At 65.2% G+C, this 20,197-nt stretch carries 22 protein-coding genes and 2 tRNA genes; 5 read left to right on the forward strand and 19 right to left on the reverse strand.

Features of this window, described 5'->3' with window-relative positions:
- Positions 1 to 122 precede the first annotated feature (122 nt).
- The 4 genes from ACLF6L_RS13600 to ACLF6L_RS13615 all read right to left on the reverse strand — a co-directional run bounded on the left by ACLF6L_RS13600 (position 123) and on the right by ACLF6L_RS13615 (position 2,673).
- Positions 123 to 198 (reverse strand) — tRNA-Thr (locus ACLF6L_RS13600).
- Between the two features lie 98 nt (positions 199 to 296).
- Positions 297 to 932, reverse strand: coding sequence for an SPOR domain-containing protein (locus ACLF6L_RS13605; RefSeq protein ID WP_412851886.1), 636 nt, complete (start codon positions 930 to 932; stop codon positions 297 to 299).
- Positions 932 to 1,687 (reverse strand): type III pantothenate kinase, encoded by a 756-nt coding sequence (locus tag ACLF6L_RS13610; protein ID WP_412851887.1) that lies wholly within the window; start codon positions 1,685 to 1,687, stop codon positions 932 to 934. Before ACLF6L_RS13610 ends, ACLF6L_RS13605 begins: the two co-directional genes overlap by 1 nt.
- Positions 1,684 to 2,673 carry a biotin--[acetyl-CoA-carboxylase] ligase gene (locus ACLF6L_RS13615; protein ID WP_238616286.1) on the reverse strand — a complete coding sequence of 330 codons (990 nt, stop codon included), beginning with the start codon at positions 2,671 to 2,673 and terminating at the stop codon, positions 1,684 to 1,686. The genes ACLF6L_RS13610 and ACLF6L_RS13615 overlap by 4 nt, the downstream gene beginning before the upstream one ends.
- A gap of 108 nt (positions 2,674 to 2,781) precedes the next feature.
- Here ACLF6L_RS13615 and ACLF6L_RS13620 point away from each other — a divergent pair, with 108 nt between their 5' ends.
- On the forward strand, positions 2,782 to 3,387 hold the full coding sequence (locus tag ACLF6L_RS13620) for a lytic transglycosylase domain-containing protein (RefSeq protein WP_008932481.1): 606 nt from the start codon (positions 2,782 to 2,784) through the stop codon (positions 3,385 to 3,387).
- On the opposite strand, the gene pgeF is transcribed toward ACLF6L_RS13620, so the two are convergent.
- From pgeF to ACLF6L_RS13650, 6 genes are all read right to left on the reverse strand, one after another.
- Positions 3,368 to 4,114, reverse strand: coding sequence for a peptidoglycan editing factor PgeF (gene pgeF / locus ACLF6L_RS13625; protein WP_238616288.1), 747 nt, complete (start codon positions 4,112 to 4,114; stop codon positions 3,368 to 3,370). The two genes, ACLF6L_RS13620 and pgeF, sit on opposite strands and share 20 nt — an antisense overlap.
- A gap of 61 nt (positions 4,115 to 4,175) precedes the next feature.
- Positions 4,176 to 5,423 carry a diguanylate cyclase gene (locus tag ACLF6L_RS13630; protein WP_412851888.1) on the reverse strand — a complete coding sequence of 416 codons (1,248 nt, stop codon included), beginning with the start codon at positions 5,421 to 5,423 and terminating at the stop codon, positions 4,176 to 4,178.
- Between the two features lie 179 nt (positions 5,424 to 5,602).
- Positions 5,603 to 5,678, reverse strand: a tRNA-Phe gene (locus ACLF6L_RS13635).
- A 105-nt stretch (positions 5,679 to 5,783) separates the two neighbouring features.
- On the reverse strand, positions 5,784 to 6,056 hold the full coding sequence (locus ACLF6L_RS13640; protein WP_040405663.1) for an oxidative damage protection protein: 273 nt from the start codon (positions 6,054 to 6,056) through the stop codon (positions 5,784 to 5,786).
- Entirely contained in the window at positions 6,022 to 7,119 is a 1,098-nt protein-coding gene (mutY, locus tag ACLF6L_RS13645) for an A/G-specific adenine glycosylase (protein ID WP_238616290.1), read from the reverse strand. Before mutY ends, ACLF6L_RS13640 begins: the two co-directional genes overlap by 35 nt.
- Positions 7,116 to 9,308, reverse strand: a complete 2,193-nt coding sequence (locus tag ACLF6L_RS13650; protein WP_412851889.1) for an AsmA family protein — start codon at positions 9,306 to 9,308, stop codon at positions 7,116 to 7,118. Before ACLF6L_RS13650 ends, mutY begins: the two co-directional genes overlap by 4 nt.
- Positions 9,309 to 9,517: 209 nt before the next feature.
- Here ACLF6L_RS13650 and ACLF6L_RS13655 point away from each other — a divergent pair, with 209 nt between their 5' ends.
- On the forward strand, positions 9,518 to 9,967 hold the full coding sequence (locus ACLF6L_RS13655) for a low molecular weight phosphatase family protein (RefSeq protein WP_412851890.1): 450 nt from the start codon (positions 9,518 to 9,520) through the stop codon (positions 9,965 to 9,967).
- Between the two features lie 19 nt (positions 9,968 to 9,986).
- On the opposite strand, the gene moaC is transcribed toward ACLF6L_RS13655, so the two are convergent.
- Complete coding sequence (moaC, locus tag ACLF6L_RS13660) at positions 9,987 to 10,481, reverse strand: cyclic pyranopterin monophosphate synthase MoaC (protein ID WP_238616292.1); 495 nt, start codon at positions 10,479 to 10,481, stop codon at positions 9,987 to 9,989.
- Positions 10,482 to 10,577: 96 nt separating this feature from the next.
- Between moaC and ACLF6L_RS13665 the strand changes: the two genes are divergently transcribed.
- Both ACLF6L_RS13665 and ACLF6L_RS13670 read left to right on the forward strand, forming a co-directional pair.
- Positions 10,578 to 10,811 carry a MoaD/ThiS family protein gene (locus ACLF6L_RS13665; protein ID WP_008932466.1) on the forward strand — a complete coding sequence of 78 codons (234 nt, stop codon included), beginning with the start codon at positions 10,578 to 10,580 and terminating at the stop codon, positions 10,809 to 10,811.
- Between the two features lie 4 nt (positions 10,812 to 10,815).
- Positions 10,816 to 11,253: a molybdenum cofactor biosynthesis protein MoaE gene (locus ACLF6L_RS13670; protein WP_008932465.1), complete on the forward strand. Its 438-nt coding sequence runs from the start codon at positions 10,816 to 10,818 to the stop codon at positions 11,251 to 11,253.
- Between the two features lie 15 nt (positions 11,254 to 11,268).
- On the opposite strand, the gene ACLF6L_RS13675 is transcribed toward ACLF6L_RS13670, so the two are convergent.
- From ACLF6L_RS13675 to ACLF6L_RS13710, 8 genes are all read right to left on the reverse strand, one after another.
- Entirely contained in the window at positions 11,269 to 12,660 is a 1,392-nt protein-coding gene (locus tag ACLF6L_RS13675; protein ID WP_238616293.1) for a DegQ family serine endoprotease, read from the reverse strand.
- Between the two features lie 359 nt (positions 12,661 to 13,019).
- Positions 13,020 to 13,961, reverse strand: a complete 942-nt coding sequence (locus ACLF6L_RS13680) for a DnaJ C-terminal domain-containing protein (protein ID WP_238616294.1) — start codon at positions 13,959 to 13,961, stop codon at positions 13,020 to 13,022.
- Between the two features lie 86 nt (positions 13,962 to 14,047).
- Positions 14,048 to 14,482 carry an Hsp20/alpha crystallin family protein gene (locus tag ACLF6L_RS13685; protein WP_238616518.1) on the reverse strand — a complete coding sequence of 145 codons (435 nt, stop codon included), beginning with the start codon at positions 14,480 to 14,482 and terminating at the stop codon, positions 14,048 to 14,050.
- A gap of 97 nt (positions 14,483 to 14,579) precedes the next feature.
- On the reverse strand, positions 14,580 to 14,798 hold the full coding sequence (locus ACLF6L_RS13690; RefSeq protein ID WP_008932461.1) for a DUF2835 domain-containing protein: 219 nt from the start codon (positions 14,796 to 14,798) through the stop codon (positions 14,580 to 14,582).
- A gap of 45 nt (positions 14,799 to 14,843) precedes the next feature.
- Positions 14,844 to 15,710 carry a YicC/YloC family endoribonuclease gene (locus ACLF6L_RS13695; protein ID WP_412851891.1) on the reverse strand — a complete coding sequence of 289 codons (867 nt, stop codon included), beginning with the start codon at positions 15,708 to 15,710 and terminating at the stop codon, positions 14,844 to 14,846.
- A gap of 73 nt (positions 15,711 to 15,783) precedes the next feature.
- Positions 15,784 to 17,031 carry a protoporphyrinogen/coproporphyrinogen oxidase gene (locus ACLF6L_RS13700; RefSeq protein WP_412851892.1) on the reverse strand — a complete coding sequence of 416 codons (1,248 nt, stop codon included), beginning with the start codon at positions 17,029 to 17,031 and terminating at the stop codon, positions 15,784 to 15,786.
- A gap of 27 nt (positions 17,032 to 17,058) precedes the next feature.
- Positions 17,059 to 17,913 carry a TonB-dependent receptor plug domain-containing protein gene (locus ACLF6L_RS13705; protein ID WP_412851893.1) on the reverse strand — a complete coding sequence of 285 codons (855 nt, stop codon included), beginning with the start codon at positions 17,911 to 17,913 and terminating at the stop codon, positions 17,059 to 17,061.
- The gene (locus ACLF6L_RS13710) at positions 17,847 to 19,019 is read right to left on the reverse strand and encodes a TonB-dependent receptor plug domain-containing protein (RefSeq protein WP_412851894.1); all 1,173 of its coding nucleotides are present in this window, start codon (positions 19,017 to 19,019) and stop codon (positions 17,847 to 17,849) included. The genes ACLF6L_RS13705 and ACLF6L_RS13710 overlap by 67 nt, the downstream gene beginning before the upstream one ends.
- Positions 19,020 to 19,374: 355 nt before the next feature.
- Between ACLF6L_RS13710 and rph the strand changes: the two genes are divergently transcribed.
- On the forward strand, positions 19,375 to 20,091 hold the full coding sequence (gene rph, locus ACLF6L_RS13715; protein ID WP_412851895.1) for a ribonuclease PH: 717 nt from the start codon (positions 19,375 to 19,377) through the stop codon (positions 20,089 to 20,091).
- The last annotated feature ends 106 nt before the right edge of the window (positions 20,092 to 20,197 follow it).

Genomic DNA, 20,197 nt, shown 5'->3' on the forward strand with positions numbered 1-20,197 from the left:
ACTTGAGTCTCTGAACGCCTGACAAGGGCGCCAGACCAGGGAACCAGGGCATGAAGCCAGCGAGCATGTTTTTGCTTCATGAGGCATCCGCGCAACGGCGGCATTCAGGTGGAAGGAAAAAATGGTGCCGGCACCAGGATTCGAACCCGGGACCTACTGATTACAAGTCAGTTGCTCTACCAACTGAGCTATACCGGCCATGCCCCACATCCAGGCAACGGGCCAACTCTACCATTACATATGGTGACTTGGGTATCCCCGGTCTGCCTTTCGGGCAGGGATCGAGGCCGCCGACGTCATGGACAATCCCGTTCCACCGGAAAAATACCCTCGGGCAGTTCCAGGGACAGCATCCCGATCATGGGCAGGGAGGCATTCACATCAACCCAATAGAAACTCACTTCTCGATAGCGTGTCTCGATGATGGGCTCCAACCCGATCCCACGCACCTGCTCCAGGCGTCTGAGGGCCCTTGCATGTTCCGAAAAGAGCCCCAGTGACAGGCCGTCCCGATGGGGACCTTCAGTGATGATGTAATGATCATTCATGCCCCGGGCCGTCAGCAGGGTGATGGCTGCCCGCGCCCCGGCGCGCCCATCAACGGGCTCAAGCACCACCCAATAGGATAGGGGCCTGGATTCGGTCATCGGCCGCACATGCGGCGCCAACCCCTCACGAAGCAAACGTGCCTGCAAGGGCGCCGCTGCCTGCGGGGTACCAAAAGGTCCCAGGCTGACACATGCAGCCTGCCCGACATCCGGGATGACATCCTCCGCCGCCACCCCACCTTCCCGCAGCAACCGTAGCATGGGAATGCCCTCGGGCTGCTGCCATACAGTCGGGTCCGGTGGGGTTTCCGGGGCATGCCGGGCCAGCCCATACAGCAGATAGGCCAGATTCAGCAGCAGCAACAGAAAAAACAACAACCGCATCAATTCCGATCCGCCACATGGGCCAGGCCGCGAAATACCAGGTGCGGCTCCACGCACCAGTCATCACCCAGCAGCGGGTGAAGATACAAGGCGTCTCCACCGGTGAGCAACCGCGCCGGCGCGCCTCCATCGGTACCGGCGATTTCGAACAATCGATGACTCAGATGCGCGATGGCCGCCGCCAGCCCCTGCAACGTACCGGAAGCGACGGCATCCGCCGTGCGCACGGCCACGATGCAGTCATCCCTGCCCTCGGTCATGCCGGCCACACCTGGTGCCAGCCCCAGGCTGCGTCGCATCAGCCCCAACCCCGGCAGGATCAATCCCCCCCGATGACGGCCTTCCGGCACCAGCAAATCCAGGGTCACTGCCGTCCCGCAATCCACGATGATGGCGGTTTCATGCCCCAATGCCCGGGCGCCGGCCATGGCCGCATAGCGATCCACCCCCAGTCGGCCGGGTTCCAGGTAATCGCTGCAAATGCCGTGCAGCCAGGAGTCCGGCACAAAGAATTGCGGCGCCGGCCAGCCACGTGCCTCGCACATGTCCCGGCAGACCCGACGAAAGTCGGGGCCGAGCACCTCCACCACCCAGATCGCCTCCGGTGACAGAGGCTCCAGGCAGGCGCCAAGGCGACCGGAAAGATCCGGCCGGGCCTCGCCCCCATGGACCAGGACACCCCCCTCCCCCGGCCGGCCATGCTCCCAGCAAAGCCACTTGATCCGGGTGTTGCCTCCATCCAGCAGCAGTTTCATGGGGCAAAACGCAGGCTGACCTCACCCGCCTCCACCGACACCATGCCCTCCGCCGTCAGTACCTGCAGGCGACCGCCCGCATCCACGCCGCACCCCGTCCCCTCCAGGGTTCGGGCGCCCCGGATCAACACCGGGCGCCCGGCACAGGCATCATGGGCCTGCCATGGTGTCCGGTAGGCGGCAAAACCGGGTTCCGGATAGGTGGCCAGCATGTCGGTGAGGGCCTCCAGCAGCCTGGCGGCCAGGACATTGCGGGACACGTCCAGGTCCAGGCCGGCGTCCCGCAGGTCACCATAGGGCTGGTCGATGGGAAGATCCCGGGGCAGGCGCAGATTCAGCCCCAACCCCAGGATCAGGTCGACCCCCGCTCCTGCCTGGGCGTGACCTTCCACCAGGATGCCGCCCAACTTGCGGCCATGGACCAGGATGTCATTGGGCCATTTCAGACTCAGCCCCCGGGCACCCAGCGCTTCCAGCACCCGGATGACCACCACCCCTGCCGCCAGGGTGATGGTGGGGTCCGGTGCCGGCCAGTGACGGATGCTCCAGAGGATGGACAGGGGCAATCCGGCGCCCGGCGGCATCAGCCACTGTCGTCCCCGACGCCCTCGCCCTGCCCACTGAATATCGGCCAGGCAAGCCATCGGCGGCGCCATGCCCTGACGGCGCATCTGCTCCAGCCGGGTATTGGTGGAATCCACCTGCTCCAGGACCTGCAGCGTCAGGTCGGTGTTGCCGCCGAAGGCCGCCCTGATGCGGGCTTCGTCCAGTAATTCCAACGGATCTTCCAGCCCCACCCGGTTATCCGGCCTGAGCAGGGCAAGGCCCAGGGAGCCCAGCACCTCCAGACCGGATTCCACTTCGGCCTCCGCAACCATCAGGTGCCGGGCCAGTTCCGCCCGGGACCAGCTGGATCGTCGGGCCAGGGCCCTGAGCAGACCATCCGGAAAACCCGGGTGATTATCGGTGAATGAATGACCAGACATGCATGAGGCCGATTTTTGGGTTATTCATTATGATCTGCGCAGAGAGGTTCAAACACAATGCATCGCTTCCTCAAACGAAGGGGCAGGCCGGCCGCACGGACACTGTCCGTGCTGATCCTCTGCCTGCCCCTGGGCCTGAGCGCGGAGATCTACATCTACAGGGATCGGGACGGTACCCCGATGTTCACCGACCGACGGGACATGGGTCCGGACTATACCTTTGTGGGGCGTTATGGCCGCCCCACCGCCTCCCATGCCTGCCGGGGAGTGACTCGCGCCGCCATGGATCGGCGCGCCCTGGATCATCTACTCACCATCCGCCACTACGCACGCCATCATGGCGTCGATGAGGAAATGATTCGGGCCATCATCATGGTGGAGTCCTGCTTCGACCGCCATGCCGTGTCACGGGTGGGGGCTCAAGGCCTGATGCAGCTGATGCCGGGCACCGCCCGGGAACTGGGGGTGAGCAACGCCTTCGACCCCACCGAAAACATACGCGGCGGCGTCACCTATTTCGCCAGGATGCTGGAACGGTTCGACCATGACGTGACCCTGGCCCTGGCTGCCTACAATGCCGGCCCGGGGGCAGTGGAACGCCACGGCGGGGTCCCGCCGTTTGCTGAAACCCGCCAGTACATCACCCGCGTCATGGAACAGTACCGCTACCTGCGACCGGAGACCGGCATGTCCCTCAGTCCGCCAGCCAGATGAGGGAGGCCATGCGCCCGGTGTCACCATCTCGGCGATAGGAATAGAAACGGCGGGCATCACTGAAGGTACACGCGGTTTCCGCCGTCATGTCGCGCACGCCGCGGGCCGACAGTCGTCGTCGCGCCAGCGCCCGCAGATCCGCCAGCCAGCGCCCGGCCGGGGACGGCACGAAGGCCTCCCGGTGCCCCGGGTCATGCCGCAGAAAGGCGGCCCGCACTTCGTCTCCCACCTCGAAGGCGTCGGGACCGATGCAGGGTCCCAGCCAGGCCATCAGTTCCCCGGGCGGGCAGTCCAGGGCCTCGACCGTGGCTTCCAGCACACCGGCGATCAGTCCGCGCCATCCGGCATGGGCCGCTCCCACCCGGGTGCCGGCGCGGTCACAAAACAATACCGGCAGACAATCCGCCGTCATCACCACGCAGGGCAATCCCGGCGCAAAGGCCACCACCGCATCCGCCTCCGGTCGGTCGCCGCAGCGACCGGCATCCACCACGCGTGCGCCATGCACTTGTTGAAGCCAGCAGGGTTCCCGGGGCAGGGCCAAATGCCGCCTGAGCAGACGACGGTTTTGCAGCGCGGCCTCGGGATCGTCCCCGTTATGCAGCCCCAGATTGAAGCTGTCAAAGGGAGGCCGACTGACACCCCCGAGGCGGGTCGTCGTCATCGAACGCACGGCGCTCGGCGCCGGCCAGACGGGTACAAGCCATCCGATGTCTTCATCGCGCATGGTTTCCACTCCGGCAAAGGTCTGTCGCGTCCATGCATCGGGATTGCGTTGTTGACGGGCATCAGAGGGGCGCAAGCACCACTTGGTTGCGACCGTTGTTCTTGGCCCTGTAGAGCGCTTCATCGGCCCGGCCCAGGGTGGCATCAGGCCCACTGTCTTCAGGGCCGAGCAAGGTGATGCCGATGCTCACGGTCACCGCAACAATGGCGCCCGGGGTCACGGCCGGCGTGGATTTCACCTTGCGGCGAAGGCGTTCCGCCAGAATCAGGGCCTCCTGCTCCGTGGTTCCCGGCAGCAGGACCGCGAACTCCTCGCCACCGGTGCGGGCGGGCAGATCCATCCTGCGCAGACAACTTCGCAGGGTATCGGCAAAATGCTGCAACACCAGATCACCGGCGGAGTGTCCGTAAGTGTCGTTGATGCTTTTAAAGTAATCCAGATCCACCATCAACAGGCTTGAGGGCGGATTCGGCCGACGCCGAATGCGGGCCAGTTCATCGGCCATGCGGGAAATGAAATGGCGGCGATTGTAAAGCCCGGTGAGAAAATCCGTGGTCGCCATGCGCCGCAGTTCGTATTCCAGCTTCTTGCGGGCGCCGATGTCCGACAGGGTGCCCACCACACGCAGGGGCTGGCCGTTCTCATCCCGGCGGGCAACACGGCCTCGCGCCAAAACCCATTTCCAGCCACCTTCCTTGCAGCGCATGCGAAACTCGCAGATATAGTGGGGAGAACTCCCCCGCAGGTGCTCCTGCATGGCACCGGAAAATCCTCTCAGATCATCCGGGTGCACCAGGCTCACCCACTGTTCGAAGCTCCTGTCCAGTTCCGCGTCCGAAAATCCGATGATCTGGCGAAAACGGGCACAATAAACCACGTCATTGGATTCCAGGTCCCAGTCCCAGACCCCGTCACCGGCACCGAACAGGGCAAAGCGCCAGCGCAGTGAACTCTCCGTCAGGCCATCCGCCCAGGGTGCGGGCAGACCGGTGGCCTCCTCCCGGGGATCATCGACCTCGGTCAGCGCACACAGGAAGTACCGATCCGAATCTGCATCCAGGCGGCTCAGGTGGACCGTGACCTCGAATCTGTGGCCGTTGATGTCCCGGCATTTTGTCCGCAGTTGCTGCGGGCGGGACCGATGACAGCAACTTTCCATCAGATCCACCAGTTCGGCGGCATCCAGGGAAAGCAGGAAATGGCTCAGATCAGGCCATTGACCGCGGTCTTCCGGCAGGGCCAGACGATCACGGGCCAGTGGGTTTGCCTCAAGGATGGTCCCGTCGATATCCACACTGAGCAATGGCAAGGGCATGTTCCGGAAAACGGCTTTCGCCCCGGTCGCAGCTTTTTCCATAAGCGGCCAATCCACAGCATTTCTCCCGTCGGGCCTTTGGGAATTCGTTCGGAGAGACTTAGCATAGCCTCTTTTCGCTGCTGCGCAGGCGAAAAAAAACCCCGACTGCATCGGCAGCCGGGGTTTTTGTATGGTGGCCAGGGACGGAATCGAACCGCCGACACGGGGATTTTCAATCCCCTGCTCTACCAACTGAGCTACCTGGCCTTGCTGTTTTTTGCTGCCGTAAACCGCGTTGCAGCGAAGTTGCGTATTAAATCGGTAACGGGAGCTTTCGTCAAGCCCCCGGGCACCATCCAGCGTGATTTTTTCCTACTTGGTGGGGTCCACGTAGCCTTCCGGCATGCTGGCGCCGCCACCGAAGAAGAATTTTTCCATTTCCTCTTCCAGGAACTTGCGGGCCTTGGGATCGATCGGGGTCAGCCGGTACTCGTTGATGAGCATGGTCTGATGCCGGACCCACTTCTGCCACGCCTCCTTGGAGACGTTGTCGTAGATTCTCTTGCCCAGGTCGCCGGGATAGGGCGCAAAATCCAGCCCTTCGGCCTCGTTACCCAGGTAGACGCAATTCACCATGCGAGCCATTGATCTCTCCGTCCTCGTGCACAATATGATCCAGAAGCCGGGCCACCGGCGCGGCAAGCCCCAGCTCCGAACGAGCTTCAGGTTTATACCAGACCCGACCGGGGGCTTCCATCACGGAGGCCGCGGGGTCTTTCACCCACAACCGCACCGGGGTGATGTGCAACCGAAAATGGGTGAAGACGTGTACGAAAGGCGCCAGCGCGTGCACTTCATGGGCTTCCGTGCCCAGATGACGCCGACACCACGGCTCCGCCTCCCCGGTGGACGGCACCTCGGGAAAGCCCCACAGCCCGCCCCACAGACCCGTCGGTGGACGCCGTTCCAGCAACACCCCGTCGGGGCCGCGGATGATGAGCATCACCGTGCTGCGCAGGGGTTGCTCCCGCCGGGGGCGGGGCGTGGGCAGGAGAGACTGACGATCAGTGGCATGGGCCACACAGTCCGACGCGACGGGGCAGACCCCGCAGGTGGGGCGGCCGCGGGTGCAGACGGTGGCCCCCAGATCCATGATGGCCTGGGTATAGTCCGCCACCCGCGCTGTCGGCGTCATGGCCTCCGCCAGCGCCCAGAGCCGTCGGGAGACCGCCGTCGTGCCGGGCCACCCCTCCACGCCGCGATGACGGGCCAGTACCCGCTTGACGTTGCCGTCGAGAATGGCATGGCGCTGACCGCAGGCAATGGAGAGGATGGCCGCCGCCGTTGAACGGCCGATACCGGGCAGGGCCTCCAGGTCCTCAAGGGTCTCGGGAAAGCGGCCCTGGTGCTGCTCCACCACCTGCCGGGCCGCCCGATGCAGATGACGGGCACGGGCGTAATAGCCCAGACCGGACCAGTGGTGCAGGACCTCGTCGATGGGTGCCCGTGCCAGCGAGGTCACGTCCGGGAACCGGGCCATGAAACGCTGGTAGTAGGGAATCACCGTCACCACCTGGGTCTGCTGCAGCATGATCTCCGAGACCCAGACCCGATAGACGCTGATCTCCTGCTGCCAGGGCAGGTCATGGCGCCCGTGCCGGTCAAACCAGTCCAGCAACCGGGCGCCGAAGTCCCCCGCGGCGCTCAACGGAGTCGATCCAGCAGACGGTCGCCCAACTGGTCGCGGATACGGTCCGCTTCCTGCTGCACCCGGTCACGCTGTTGATCGATGAGTGGCTGCACCTTTTCCTCCACCCGCTCCTGCACCTGCCGCTCCAGGCGCTCCCGTTCCTGATCCAGACGCCCACTGAGCACGGAGGCCAGGTCCAGGCCGAAGCGTGGCTCGCTGAAGGTGCCGCGGATGGTGATGGGCAGATTCACGTTGCGCAGGTCATCCAGCGGACGCCCCCCCTGCCCTTCCAGGGTGGCCACCAGACCGGTATCCAGGCGGTAGTCCAGACGCTCCCGGTTCAGGTCCACGGTGCCCCGTCCCCGGACCCGCAACAGCGGCGAGGCCGCCTGCAGGTCCTGGTTGTCCACCACGCCGTTGTTGATCCGGAAGCTGCCGGTCAGCTCGGTGAAATCGGTCTGCACCGGTGCGTCGGATGGCTCGACGGTACGCCCCCGCAGCCGTGCCTCCGCGTCGCGGATGATCTGGGCCACGTTGATCCCCTTCACCGCGCCGTCGGCGAAGCGCAGATCCCCGTTGCCGTTGAGCCCGGCGATCAGGGCCTTGACCGATTCGCCGCGGCTGTTCAGGTCAAGGCTCAGGTTGGCGGTGCCGGTGACCATGGGCGCCTCGCCGGTGAGGTCCTCAAGCAGGTTCCCCATGCGGACGCCCTGCAGGTCGCCGCGGGCCTGGAAACGGGGGGTATCCCGCCGGGCGTCCAACCCCAGTGCGCCTTCCACCCGGCCGCCGTACAGTGCGGCGCGGAAGGGACGCAGATCCACCTGACCGTCCCGGGCGCGCAGTTCCAGCACCACGTCGGACAGATCCAGGTTGGCGACCACCAGCCGACCGATATTCAGATCACCGCTGAGGTTCAGTGCCCGCAACAGTTCCAGCGGAAGTTCGATGGTCTCCTCCGGCCAGCCGTCCCGGGGAGCCGGAGCCTGACCGGCACCGGGCGCGGGCCCGTCCCCGGCGGGGGGCAGGTAATGGTCCAGATTGATGCGATCCACCTGCAGGGACAGGGTGATGGCCGGGGCGGCCAAGTCGCGCACGGCGATGTTCCCCATCAGGCTGCTCTCATCCAGGGTGACCACGAGCCGGCTCAGATCCAGACGATCCCCCTGCATCGCAAAGGCCAGATCCAGGGCGGCGTTCTTGAGCACATCGGGATTGGCGGTCTCGGGGACCTCCATGCCCAGGGCCTGCATCAGATTGCGGGGATGGATGCGTCCGCTGCGCAGCTCGCCATGCACACGGGGTTCCCCGGTCAACGACTCCACCTCCATCAACCCGGTGAGCTGGGTATCGAAGGCGGTCAGGGTCAATCGCTCCAGCTTGGCCATGTCGTTGCGCAGGTCCGCCCACAGATCCCCTTCCAGACGCGCCCGAATGGGGGCCGGCAGGGTCTCGCCCCGGGCATCCAGCACCGCCGTCAACCGCCTCAGGCCGTAGCGCTGATCGGCCATGTCCAGATACAGCAGGGCCGACAGGTCGGTGGCCGCCGTCAGGGCCGGTTCTCCCAGCCGGGTCTGGAAGGCCAGTTCCAGCGGGGTCTCATGACCCGGACGCAGACGCCCCAGGGTCAGATTGAAGGGATCCACCACCAGGTCGGTTCCGGCCTGGGCGTCGCGCCAGCGTATCCGGGCATCGCGGATTTCGACGCCGGCAATATCCAGATCACGCAGCATCGCGGGCATGGCGTCGGGATCCTCCGGCGGGGGGGACACCGGCGGTGTCTGCGCGGGCAGATCCCGGGCATCCCCGTCTCCCAACAGGTCATCCCAGTTGCCGCGCCCCTGGGCATCCCGTGCCAGATTCAGGTCCAGCCCCTCCAGACGCACCCGCTCCACCTGGAGTTCACGACGCAGCAGTGGCAACATGGCCACGGCCACGTCCACCTCGCGGATGCGGGCGAAATGCGCATCGGGGAAGCCTTCCCCGTTGGCCAGGGTGGTTTCCCCCAGGGTCAGGGCCAGACGGGGGAAGACGGACAGGCCGATGTCGCCGCTGATGGTGAGTTCCCGGCCGGTCTGCTCCTGGACGGCGGCGCTGATGCGGTCCTTGTAGGCATTGGGGTCAAAGGTGGCCAGCAGGAAGATCAGCAGGGCCACGAACAGCACCAGCACGACCGCCACGGCCATCAGGGCACGTTTGATCCATTTCATCGGGCGCTTACCTCGCTTGAGTCGGAATACGTGTTGGGTCTTGCCATGTTGCAGTGTAACGTGGTCGGCCTGGAGACGCAGGGCCCCCCTCTGCCCTTGCATGCCGTCGATCCGCGTCTTGAGTGCCGGCGTTGCAGCCCGGTTCGCCGCGACGGCAACGTCTAGAATCAGCGGGATGCCGTTGACGTGCCTTCCGAAAGAGCCAGCCCATGACCCACACGCCGAATCTGCGACGCAAGCCTCACATCCTGTTCCTGGGTCCGACCAACACCGCCCGGACCCTGATGGCGGAGGCCTACGCCCGGGCATTCCTCGCCGATCTGGCCGAGATCCGCTCCGTGGGCATGCGCGCCGGTGATCCGGACCATAGAACCCTGACGGTACTTCAGGAGGATGGCACGGATACCTCGGCACTGGCACCCAGGGACCTGGATGCGGCGGTGCTGGAGTGGGCCGACCTCATCGTCACCCTCACCCCGGATCCGGCCCGCCTGCCCTCGCCCCGGGGGGACAGCTTCATCAGCAAGAACTGGCCTCTGGATGCCCCGGAGACCTCGGCTGACGAGGCCCGAACCCTGGAGTCATACCGGCAATGCCGGGAGGAGATCAAGCGGCGGGTGCGCCAGCTGGCCAATTCCATCCGGCTGATGCAGCGCTGACCCGAAGCGCCCCGACGCACTACTCCCCCGGCCGGGCGGGGGCGTGATGCCAGTCCCCGGATCGGCCGCCGGACTTGTGCAACAGACGGATCCCTTCCATCACCATGCCCCGATCCACCGCCTTGCACATGTCGTACACCGTCAGCAGGGTCACCTGAACCGCCGTCAGGGCCTCCATTTCCACCCCGGTGGGTCCTTGGGTTTCCGCCGTCACCCGGCAATACACCGTGGGCGGCTGATCCGTGGTATCCAGTTCCACTTCCAGCCGGGTCAGGGCCAGGGGATGACACAGGGGGATCAGCTCGGCGGTCTTCTTGCCGGCCATGATCCCCGCCACCCGGGCAATGCCCAGGACATCCCCCTTGCGATGACCGCCGGTGCGCACCAGCGCCAGGGTGTCGGGGGCCATGACGATGCGCCCCTCGGCCACGGCCACGCGGTGGGTGCTGTCCTTGCCGCCCACATCCACCATGTGGGCATGGCCGGCCGGGTTGAAATGGGTCAATCTGGACATGATGGACTATCCTTATGGCGGGAATGACGCCCATGGTCTCAGGCCCATCCCCACAGGACAATATCCGACGCGTCGCAAACCGGAGCCTACACCCCCGTGACCATCACCGTGCTTTACTTTGCTTCCCTGCGGGAGTTTGCGGGACGCCCCCGGGAGGATATGGACGCCGAAGGCATCCGCTGTGCCCTGGATGTCTGGCGCCGCGCCCAGGAGGGGCGCCCCCTGCCCCCCGGGACGCTGATCGCCGTGAACCAGGAATATGCCGCCGCCGATCACCCGGTGCGGGAAGGTGACGAGGTGGCCTTCTTCCCGCCGGTGACGGGGGGCTGACGCCGTGGCCGTCCATCTCCTTGCCGAGGCCCTGGAACCCTGGGAGACGCTGATCCGCCATCAGCAAAGCCTGGCTGCCGGCTGCTTCGGCGCCACCGCCGTCTTCGTCGGGACCATGCGGGACTTCAACGAAGGCGACGACATTCAGGCCATGACCCTGGAGCACTACCCCGGCATGACCGAACGTCAGCTGGAGACCATCGGGCAGGAGGCCCGCCGGCAGTGGCCGCTGGAAGACGTGCTGATTGCCCATCGGGTGGGACGGATACATCCCGGCGACCCCATCGTCCTCGTTGCCGCCTGGTCGGCCCATCGTCAGGCGGCCTTCGAGGCCTGCCGGTTCATCATGGAAGCCCTCAAGTCCAGGGCGCCCTTCTGGAAACAGGAAAGGCTGCAAAGCGGACAGCAACGCTGGGTGAGCGGCAACACGCCCGGCATGTAGAAAAGGCCCGGGAACCTACTGCAACAGCAGGAAGAAGGCGCTGTTGTCACGGCGCAGATTCAGCAGCAGCCGTTGCCCGCCGGCGCCGGCGGCCTGCCTGACGTCCTCCAGGCTGGTAACCGGACGACGGTTCACCGACAGGATCAGGTCGCCGGGCCTGAGACCGGCGCGGGCGGCCGGCGAACCCGGTGCCACCCGGACCACCACCACCCCTTCCACCTCGCCGTGAAGGGGGGAGTCTTCCTGAATCTCGCCCAGGGCCGCACCTTCCAGGCGGGGACTGATACGCCCGCCCTCCAGCGTGGAGACCTGGATCTCGCCCACCTGGGTCCGGATCACCCGGGTCCGTTTGTCCCGCAGGATTTCCAGCTCCACGGTGGAACCCACCCGCAGCAGCCCGATGGCGTTGCGCAGTTCGGCGGCATTGCGAATGACCCGCCCGTTCACCCGGGTCACCACATCGCCTTCCCTGAGTCCCGCCCGTGCCCCGGGCGATCCCCGTTCCACCCGGGCGATGACCGCCCCTCGGGTCTGCTCGATGCCGAAGGCCCGGGCCAGGTCCGGGGTCAGGTCCTGGACCGACACCCCCAGGCGTCCGCGCCGTACCTCGCCGTATTCCACCAGATGATCCATCACTTGCAGGGCCATGTTCACCGGGATGGCAAAGCCGATGCCGATGTTGCCGCCGCCGCGGGTGAGGATGGCGGAGTTGATGCCCACCAGCTCACCCCGCAGATTCACCAGCGCGCCGCCGGAATTGCCGGGATTGATGGAGGCATCGGTCTGGATGAAGTCCTCGTAGGCCTCCACGCTCAACCCGGTCCGCCCCAGGGCGCTGACGATGCCCGAGGTCACGGTCTGTCCCAGGCCGAAGGGGTTGCCGATGGCCACCACGAAGTCCCCTACCTTGAGGGCATCGGAATCGGCAACCGGGAGCGCCTGAAGACCCTCGGCCGCCACTTTCAGTACCGCCAGGTCGGTGGCCTGATCGGTACCGATCACCTTGGCGTCCAGACGCCGGCCGTCGTGTAGGGTGACCACGATTTCATCGGCGTTCCGGATCACGTGGTCATTGGTGAGGATGAAGCCTTTCTCCGCGTCCAGGATCACGCCGGAACCCAGGCCCTGGGTCTGACGTTCCCGGGGGACCTGGGGCAGGTCGAAGAAGCGGCGAAAGAAGGGGTCATCAAACAACGGGCTGCCCCGTTCCTGCACCCGCCCCCGGGTGGCCAGGTTCACCACGCCGGGAATGGTCCGCTCCAGCATGGGGGCCAGGGACGGCAGTGGCTCGCCATCCACCTCCACCGGCAGGCGGGCGGCTGCCGGCAGGCTCAGGCCCAGCAGGAGTACCAGCAGGAGGGGCCACAGGAGAGGTTTGCACAACGGATGAAGGTGTTTCGTTCTCATGGCGAATTCTTGACGTCAAGACACTGAGTTGCTTGAAAGGAAGGCCCCGCGCTTCCCTGGAACGTTCCGATCCCGTCCCAGGAATATTCCCACCCCGTCATTCCCGCGAACGCGGGAATCCAGTCACGGGTTGAAAATCCTGGACTCCCGCCTGCGCGGGAGTGACGACAACGGGGCCCACGCAGGAATGACGACAACGGAGCCTACGCAGGAATGACGATAAAGAGACCTACGCAGCAGTGGCGACAAAGGGTCTGCCAAGGCCTCCATTGAGACTGTCGGTAAGTCCGCGGGTTCAATGCCGGCCATCGCCGCCCCATCACGGTGATCTTCCGCGGCGATTTCAGTCACGGAAATCATCAGGACCGCAGATGCGCCCTGGGATCGAAAGGCATCTCCCGACTCATGCGCTCGTACAGGGAGCGAGCGGATTTCTCGTCCGCGGGCGGGGTGTGGATCTGCAGCACCAGGTACTGGTCCCCCGGCGGGGTTCCCGGCAGACCACGCCCCTTGAGCCGTAAACGGCGGCCGGACTGGGAACCGGCGGGGATCTTCATGTCCACCCGCCCGTCCAGGGTGGGCACGTTCACCGTCGCCCCCAGAGCCGCCTCCCAGGGCGTGATCGGCAGGTCCAGGTGGACATCCCGACCTTCCAGGCGGAAATAGGGATGAGGCTTGATATGGACCTCCAGATACAGATCCCCCGCAGGGCCACCGCCGATGCCCGGGGTGCCCTGCCCCGTCAGGCGAATGCGCTGCCCCTCGGTCACACCGGGAGGGACCTTCACCTGCAGGGTCCGGTCGCCGACGCGGACGGAGACGGAGCCGCCCTTTACCGCGCGCTCCAGGTCCAGGCGGATGCGGGCGGTCCTGTCCTCGCCCTGGCCGGCAAAACCCCGGTGGGTACGGTGGCCGCGGGTGCGCTGAGCGCCCTGCCGACCGAACAGGGCCTCGAAGAATTCGGAAAAATCGCTCTGGGTGAAACCGTCCTGGAAACCACCGGAAAAACCCCCGGCACGTCCGCCGGGCGCCCCTCCGAACCAGGCGTCAAAGTCCGGCGGCGGACGAAAATCCTGTCCCGGGCGCCAGTGGCTGCCCAGTTGATCGTAGGTCTTGCGCTTTTCCGGGTCACCCAGGACCTCGTAGGCCTCGTTCACCGCCTTGAACCGCTCCTCGGCATCGGGTTCCTTGCTGACGTCCGGATGATACTTGCGGGCAAGACGGCGATAGACCTTCTTGAGTTCATCCTGGGTGGCGGTGCGCTCCACCCCGAGTACCTTGTAGTAATCTTTGTATTCCATGGCCCGTCAGGATACTCCGAAAGCAAGTGCGCCGCGTGGGAACGCGGCGCAAGGTGGGTGTCACGGGAAAAGACCGTCGCCGGACATCAGCCCTCCACGGAGATGCGCCGGGGCTGAACCTTCTCCTGCTTGGGAATGCGGACTTCCAGTACACCGTTCACGCTGCGGGCGGAGATACGCTCGGCATCCGCGGTGTCCGGCAGGCTGAAGCGACGGAAGAAGCTACCGCGGATGCGCTCCACCCGCTTGTAGTTCTCCCGCTCTTCCTTGGTCTCGGCCTTGCGCTCGCCGCTGATGGTGAGCACACCGTTTTCCATGTGCACTTCTATGTCCTTGGGGTCCACGCCGGGGACATCCGCATGCAGGACATAGGCGTCCTTCTCTTCCCGGATATCCACGGCCGGCACCCAGTCGGCGGCGGCGGCGGTTTCCTCGTTGCCGTAACCGCTGCCGTGCAGGCGATCGAGTTCACGGGACAACTGATTCAGAAGACTCCAGGGTTCATAACGGGTCAACATGATAACGTCCTCCTGTTCACTGCTCGTCGGGTTGGGCTGCTAGCCCCTGTCGTGAGCAGATATAGGTCCGTCCGGGAGGATTTCAAGGGGACGAAGCGCGTCAGAGGCGCTCCAGTGATAGAAGTTTGAACTGGTCGTCAACAGTGAGCCGAAAGTGCCCATGGACCCCGTCGTGCAGCACGAACGGGCGCAGCGCGGAGGCCGGAAAACGCACCGTCCGCCCCTCCCGGGACATGGCCACCACCGCCGAGGCCGCGCCGCTGTAGTAGCGCAGGTAGTCGTCGCGGGAGATGCTGAGGTTGAAGTGAAAATGCGGCACGGGGATGAAGGCTCGGCATCGGGTGGCGTGGGTGGGGACAGGATCTCATTCGATATTCTGGATCTGCTCCCGCATCTGTTCGATCAGCACTTTCAGCTCCACCGAGGACTGGGTGGTTTCCATGTCGTTGGCCTTGGAGCCCAGGGTATTGGCCTCCCGGTTGAACTCCTGCATGAGGAAGTCCAGGCGCCGCCCGACCGGCTCGTCCCGCCGCAGACAGGCCAGGACCTCCTTCACATGGCCGTCCAGACGGTCCAGCTCCTCGGCCACGTCCAGCTTCTGTGCCTGGAGGGCCAGCTCCTGCTCCAGACGTCCGGGTTCCAGATCCACACCCAGCTCGCCGATACGGGTGCGCAAGCGCTCCCTCAAGGCCGCCACCACCTCCGGCCGACGGGCACGCACCTGAGCCACCTGTTCGCCGATGGCCCGGCAGCGGCTTTCCAGCAGGCCATGGATATGGGCGCCTTCCCGGGCACGATGGTCGATCAGTGCCTCCAGCGCCTGGTCCAGAAGGCTCAGGGCGGCGGCATGCACCGGCTGCAGGTCGGGTTCGGACTGACGCACCACCCCGGGCCAGCGCAGGATCTCCATGGCACTCATGCGGGCGGCATTCATCATCCAGTGCTCCACCTTGACCACGGTGGTGATGAGTTCCTTGGCCAGATCGTCGTTGAGCTCCAGGGTGCTGTCGGCGCTGTCCGCCTTGCGAAAACGAAGGGTGCACTCCACCTTGCCCCGCCCCAGCCGGGCGGTGACCCGCTCACGCACCGGCCCCTCCAGGGAGCGCAGCTCCTCGGGCAGACGGGTGCTCACGTCCAGATAACGGTGATTGACGCTGCGCAGTTCCCAGGCCAGGGTGCCGACATCGCCGGAGGATTCACAACGGGCGAATCCGGTCATGCTGCGGATCATGGGGTGTCCTTGCGGTCTCGAATGTGGGGTTGATTGTAGCGCATTCATGCCGGCCCCCGGACCACACCCCATGTCAGTCTCCGGCAGTCGCGATTTCCTCGCCGGCGCGACGCCCCAGGTGCAGCGCCCACTGGATCGACGGGGCCGCCCCAAGTTCGCTGCAGGACCACAGGTGCTCGCCGTGGCGCAGCGGGACCTCGCCCGGCCAGGGAACCGGCGGCGCCTGGACCGGCAGGGCGCGGGGCAGTCGATAGCAGGCGAGGCGCTCCCATTGACTGACTTCAGCGCCGAACCAGTCCGTCAGCTGGCGACGAATATCCGCCTCCAGAACGTCCGGATCGTGTTCGGCGCCATGGACATTCACGGTCACCAGGGCACGTCCGACCGGGGCGTAATGGGAGGACAGCTCGGAGGGACACAGCACGCTGTTGACGATGCCATGCCCCTCCCCATTGAGCATCAGGTAGGCCCCCTCGAAAGGCGCCTGTCCGGCGCCAAAATGAACGCAGGTGGTCCCTCGGGTAGGCACCGGCTCCGATGCCTCCAGCCCCAGCAGACGGGCGGCCTCGGGGCCGTCGGTGGCCACGACGATGTGACGGGCCTGCAATGGCTCGCCGGCGACCGGAAAGACCCGGTTACCCTCGATCCGATCCACCCGGGTGTCGAGCCGGATCGTGCCCACAGGCAGGCGCTGGGCCAGTTGCCGTGGGATCTGCTCCATACCCAGGGCGGGCAAGGCGGTATCCCCCAGGGCAAAGGCCCGGAACACGAACTCGAAGGCCCGGGAAGACACTTCCAGTTCCGGCTCGAAGAACACGCCGCTGAAAAAGGGCTTGAAAAACCGTTCGATGATGCGTTCGGAAAACCCCATTTCCCGCAGATGGGTCAGGGCATGGCGCTCATGACGATGATACAGCTCACGCAGGTCGCCCCGCAGACAACGGCGGCGCAGGTGCAAAAGATGCAGCTTGTCCGGCAAATGACCCACCGGCGACCAGAGCATCTCCGGTAGTCTGGAAGGCTGCCGCCAGACATCGCTCACCCGGTGGGTGCGCCCATGGATCCTCACCAGGGCCCCGGTGTGGAAGGGCTTGAGTTCCAGGGCCTCGTAGTCCAGAAAGCGCCGCGCCTCCGGATACCAGGTCTGCAGCACCTGGAAGCCCCGATCCAGCAGATACCCCTCCTGGTAGTCGGTGCGGATGCGACCGCCGACCCCATCGGAGGCCTCAAGGATCAATGGCTCACGACCCTTTTCATGCAGGGTCAGCGCACAGGCCAGTCCGGAGAGTCCGGCGCCGATGATCACGACATCCGCAGTCATCTCATCCCGCTCCTGATCATGGAAAGCTCAGAAATCCACCCGGAGGCTGACATAGACCTCGGTGCTGCGACGATTCGGCTTGACCAGTGAACCTTGCGAACGGGTATCGTACCCCCGCGCCAGGACATCGGTCAGGGAAAGGGCCGCCTGTGCCCGGGATCCCAGGTCACGACGCACATGCAGGTCCAGGAAACCATCACCGGCATCGGTGGTGGGACCGGTCGGGTCATCGATCCAACGGACCGAGTCATAATGGTAATACTCGGCGGTCATGAGCCAGGGCTCGGACGGGGCAAACGACAGGGCCAGGTTGACAATGTGCGCCGGCACCGACTCGACTTGCAGGCGGGCCTCGCGGTCGCTGCCGCGACTGGACAGCAGGGACAGCCCTCCATGCAGCCACACCCGTGAACCGGGCCGGTATGTCACCTGGGTCTCGACGCCCTGCAGGATCATGCCGCCGGCATTGACGAATTCTCCCTCCGGCTCGATGCCGTACAGCACCTTGTAGGGGATCTGGATCAGATCCTCCAGCTTGTTCCGAAACAGCTTGATGTCGGTGACCAGACGGCCACCGGCCCAGTGGCCGTGATGGCCCATCTCCAGGGATCGGATCACCTCGGGCGCCAGGCCGCCGCCGGAGGCAATGGCCCCGTCGGCGGTGCGCACCTTCTCTTCAGCCAGGCTCGGGGTGCGGATTGCCCTGGAAACCACCAGCCGGAAACTGTGGGACTCGTCGGGCATGTAGACCAGGGCCGCCCGGGGCATCAGGTCATCGCCAGTGATGTCGTTGTGCTCGTACATGCCGCCCAGGTTCAGCAACCAGCGAGGGTCGGGCGACCACTCCAGATTGGCAAATACCCGGTAAAGCCGATTGTGCACCCAATCCAGGCCGTCGAAAAATAGGGGGATTCGGAGCTGTCCAGACGCGCACCCACCCCCCACACCATTCGGGTGGCGCGAGAGATCTTCAGATGGGACTCCGCCTCAAGGTCATGGCGCCGTGAACGGGAGTTGCGATTGGTGTCGAAAGGGTTGCCCTGCAAGTCCAGGGCGATGTATTCATCGGTCAGGTCGTTATGCTGATAGTAGTACTGCAACCGATAGGTGGCGTCGGGGTCACGGCTGTTGTGGAGCTCCAGGTGCACGTATTCCGTCTGCCGCTCGAAAGTGCGAGGGGGATTCATGCGGCTGGCGGCACCATCGGATCCCTTCTGCCCCTGGGTAGCCCCCAGATGGCTGGTCAGGGTGACGCCCGGCAAAAGCGTCCAGTCGAGGCGTGTATCCACGGCATCCAGCCGGCGCTGATCCTGCTTGCCGCGAAAGCCGTCATCTTCCTGGTGATGGTAGGTCAGCCGATAGGCGGCCCGGGGCGTGGTGCCCCCATGGCGTATCCACAGATCCCGGACACCCTGGGAACCCAGGCGGGTGACCAGTTGCCGCCCCTGGGTTTCGGCCGGGTGACGGGTCAGGATGTTGACGATGGCAAAAAAGGAGTTGGAACCGTAGGCCGCGGAATTGGGGCCGCGGATGATCTCGATGCGCTCGATATCATCGGGACTCAAGCCCAGGCTGCCCCATTGGGCACCACCGTTGGTGGGGGTATAGATGGACCGGCCATCCACCAGGACCTGCAACTGGCGCACGAACTGCTCACCCAGACCATGATAAGTGATGATCGGGCGGTTGCCGTTCTCACCGCCCACCAGGAACCCCGGTACCATCCTGAGCACCTCCGCCAGACTGCGTGCTTGGCTCCTTTCCAGCCACTGGCGGTCGATCACGGTGACCGACGCGGGCGCCTCGATCAGGGGCTGCTGCAGACGGGTGGCCGTGAGTGCCACCGGTAGATCCATGAAATAGTCCTGCTCCAGGGCGAACAGTTCATCGGCGGCGGCGGGCAGACAGGCCCCGGCCATCAGGACCCCCAGACCCACCAGCACGGCCATCCCTGAAATCGCGTCGGATCCCTTCAATGACCAAACCATGTCAGCTCTCATCCTGGCACATGTCGTCCGCAACCCTCCATGGGTATATCCGCCGGTTCTGCCGGACAAAACACTGGAGCCACCGAGTCAAGAAGCGGGGGAACAGAATCTTGAAGGAGGGATGGCGGCACGACTGATGGCCGGGAACAGGCCCCAGTGAGCCGGGACAACAGTAAAACATCCCCCTGGACATATTCTGAACAAACATTTTGTTAGGGAGTATAAATGATCTTTCAGGCCTTCCACAGCAAGAGGGCGCCACCCTTCATCCCGGCACAGGCGGGAAAGCCGGCCTACATCAGGGCAGTCTGGAACGCTATAATCCCCGGCCATTTGCCCGATTCAGGAGTTCCCCATGCGACCCAGCGGCCGTGCCCCGGACCAGCTTCGCCCCATCCGCTTCACCCGCGGCTTCACCCGGCATGCGGAGGGGTCCGTGCTGGTGGAGTACGGCGATACCCGAGTGATCTGTACCGCCACCGTGGATGAGCGAGTACCACCGTTCCTGAAGGGCAAGGGTCGGGGCTGGGTCACGGCCGAATACGGCATGCTGCCCCGGGCCACCCATGAGCGCATGGGCCGGGAGGCGGCTCGGGGCAAACAGGGTGGACGCACCCTGGAGATCCAACGCCTGATCGGCCGCAGCCTGCGGGCGGCGGTCAATCTGGAAGGTCTGGGCGAGCGTCAGATCACCGTGGACTGCGATGTCATCCAGGCCGACGGCGGCACCCGCACGGCCTCCATCAGCGGCGGTTACGTGGCCTTGTGCGACGCCATTGCCGGCCTCAAGGCCCGGGGGCAGATCAAGCGCGACCCGATGTTCGGCAGTGTGGCGGCGGTCTCCGTGGGGATTTACAAAGGCGTGCCGGTACTGGACCTGGATTACCTGGAGGATTCCGCCGCCGAAACGGACATGAATGTGGTCATGAACGAAGCCGGCGGCTTCATCGAGATCCAGGGCACGGCGGAAGGCCATGCCTTCCGGGGCGAGGAACTGGACGGCATGCTGGCCCTGGCCCGCAAGGGAATCGCCGAGATCATCCAGGCCCAGCAGGCGGCCCTGGGCAACTGAGTCCACCGGATGGGGGCCGGCAGGCCGGCTCCCACGGGCACGGGCCTCTGTGGGAGCCGGCCCTCGGCCGCGAAAGATGACCAGCCACTCCCACCGTATCGCGTTT

It is taken from the genome of Ectothiorhodospira shaposhnikovii (genome assembly GCF_047222355.1).
Classification (GTDB): Bacteria; Pseudomonadota; Gammaproteobacteria; order Ectothiorhodospirales; family Ectothiorhodospiraceae; genus Ectothiorhodospira.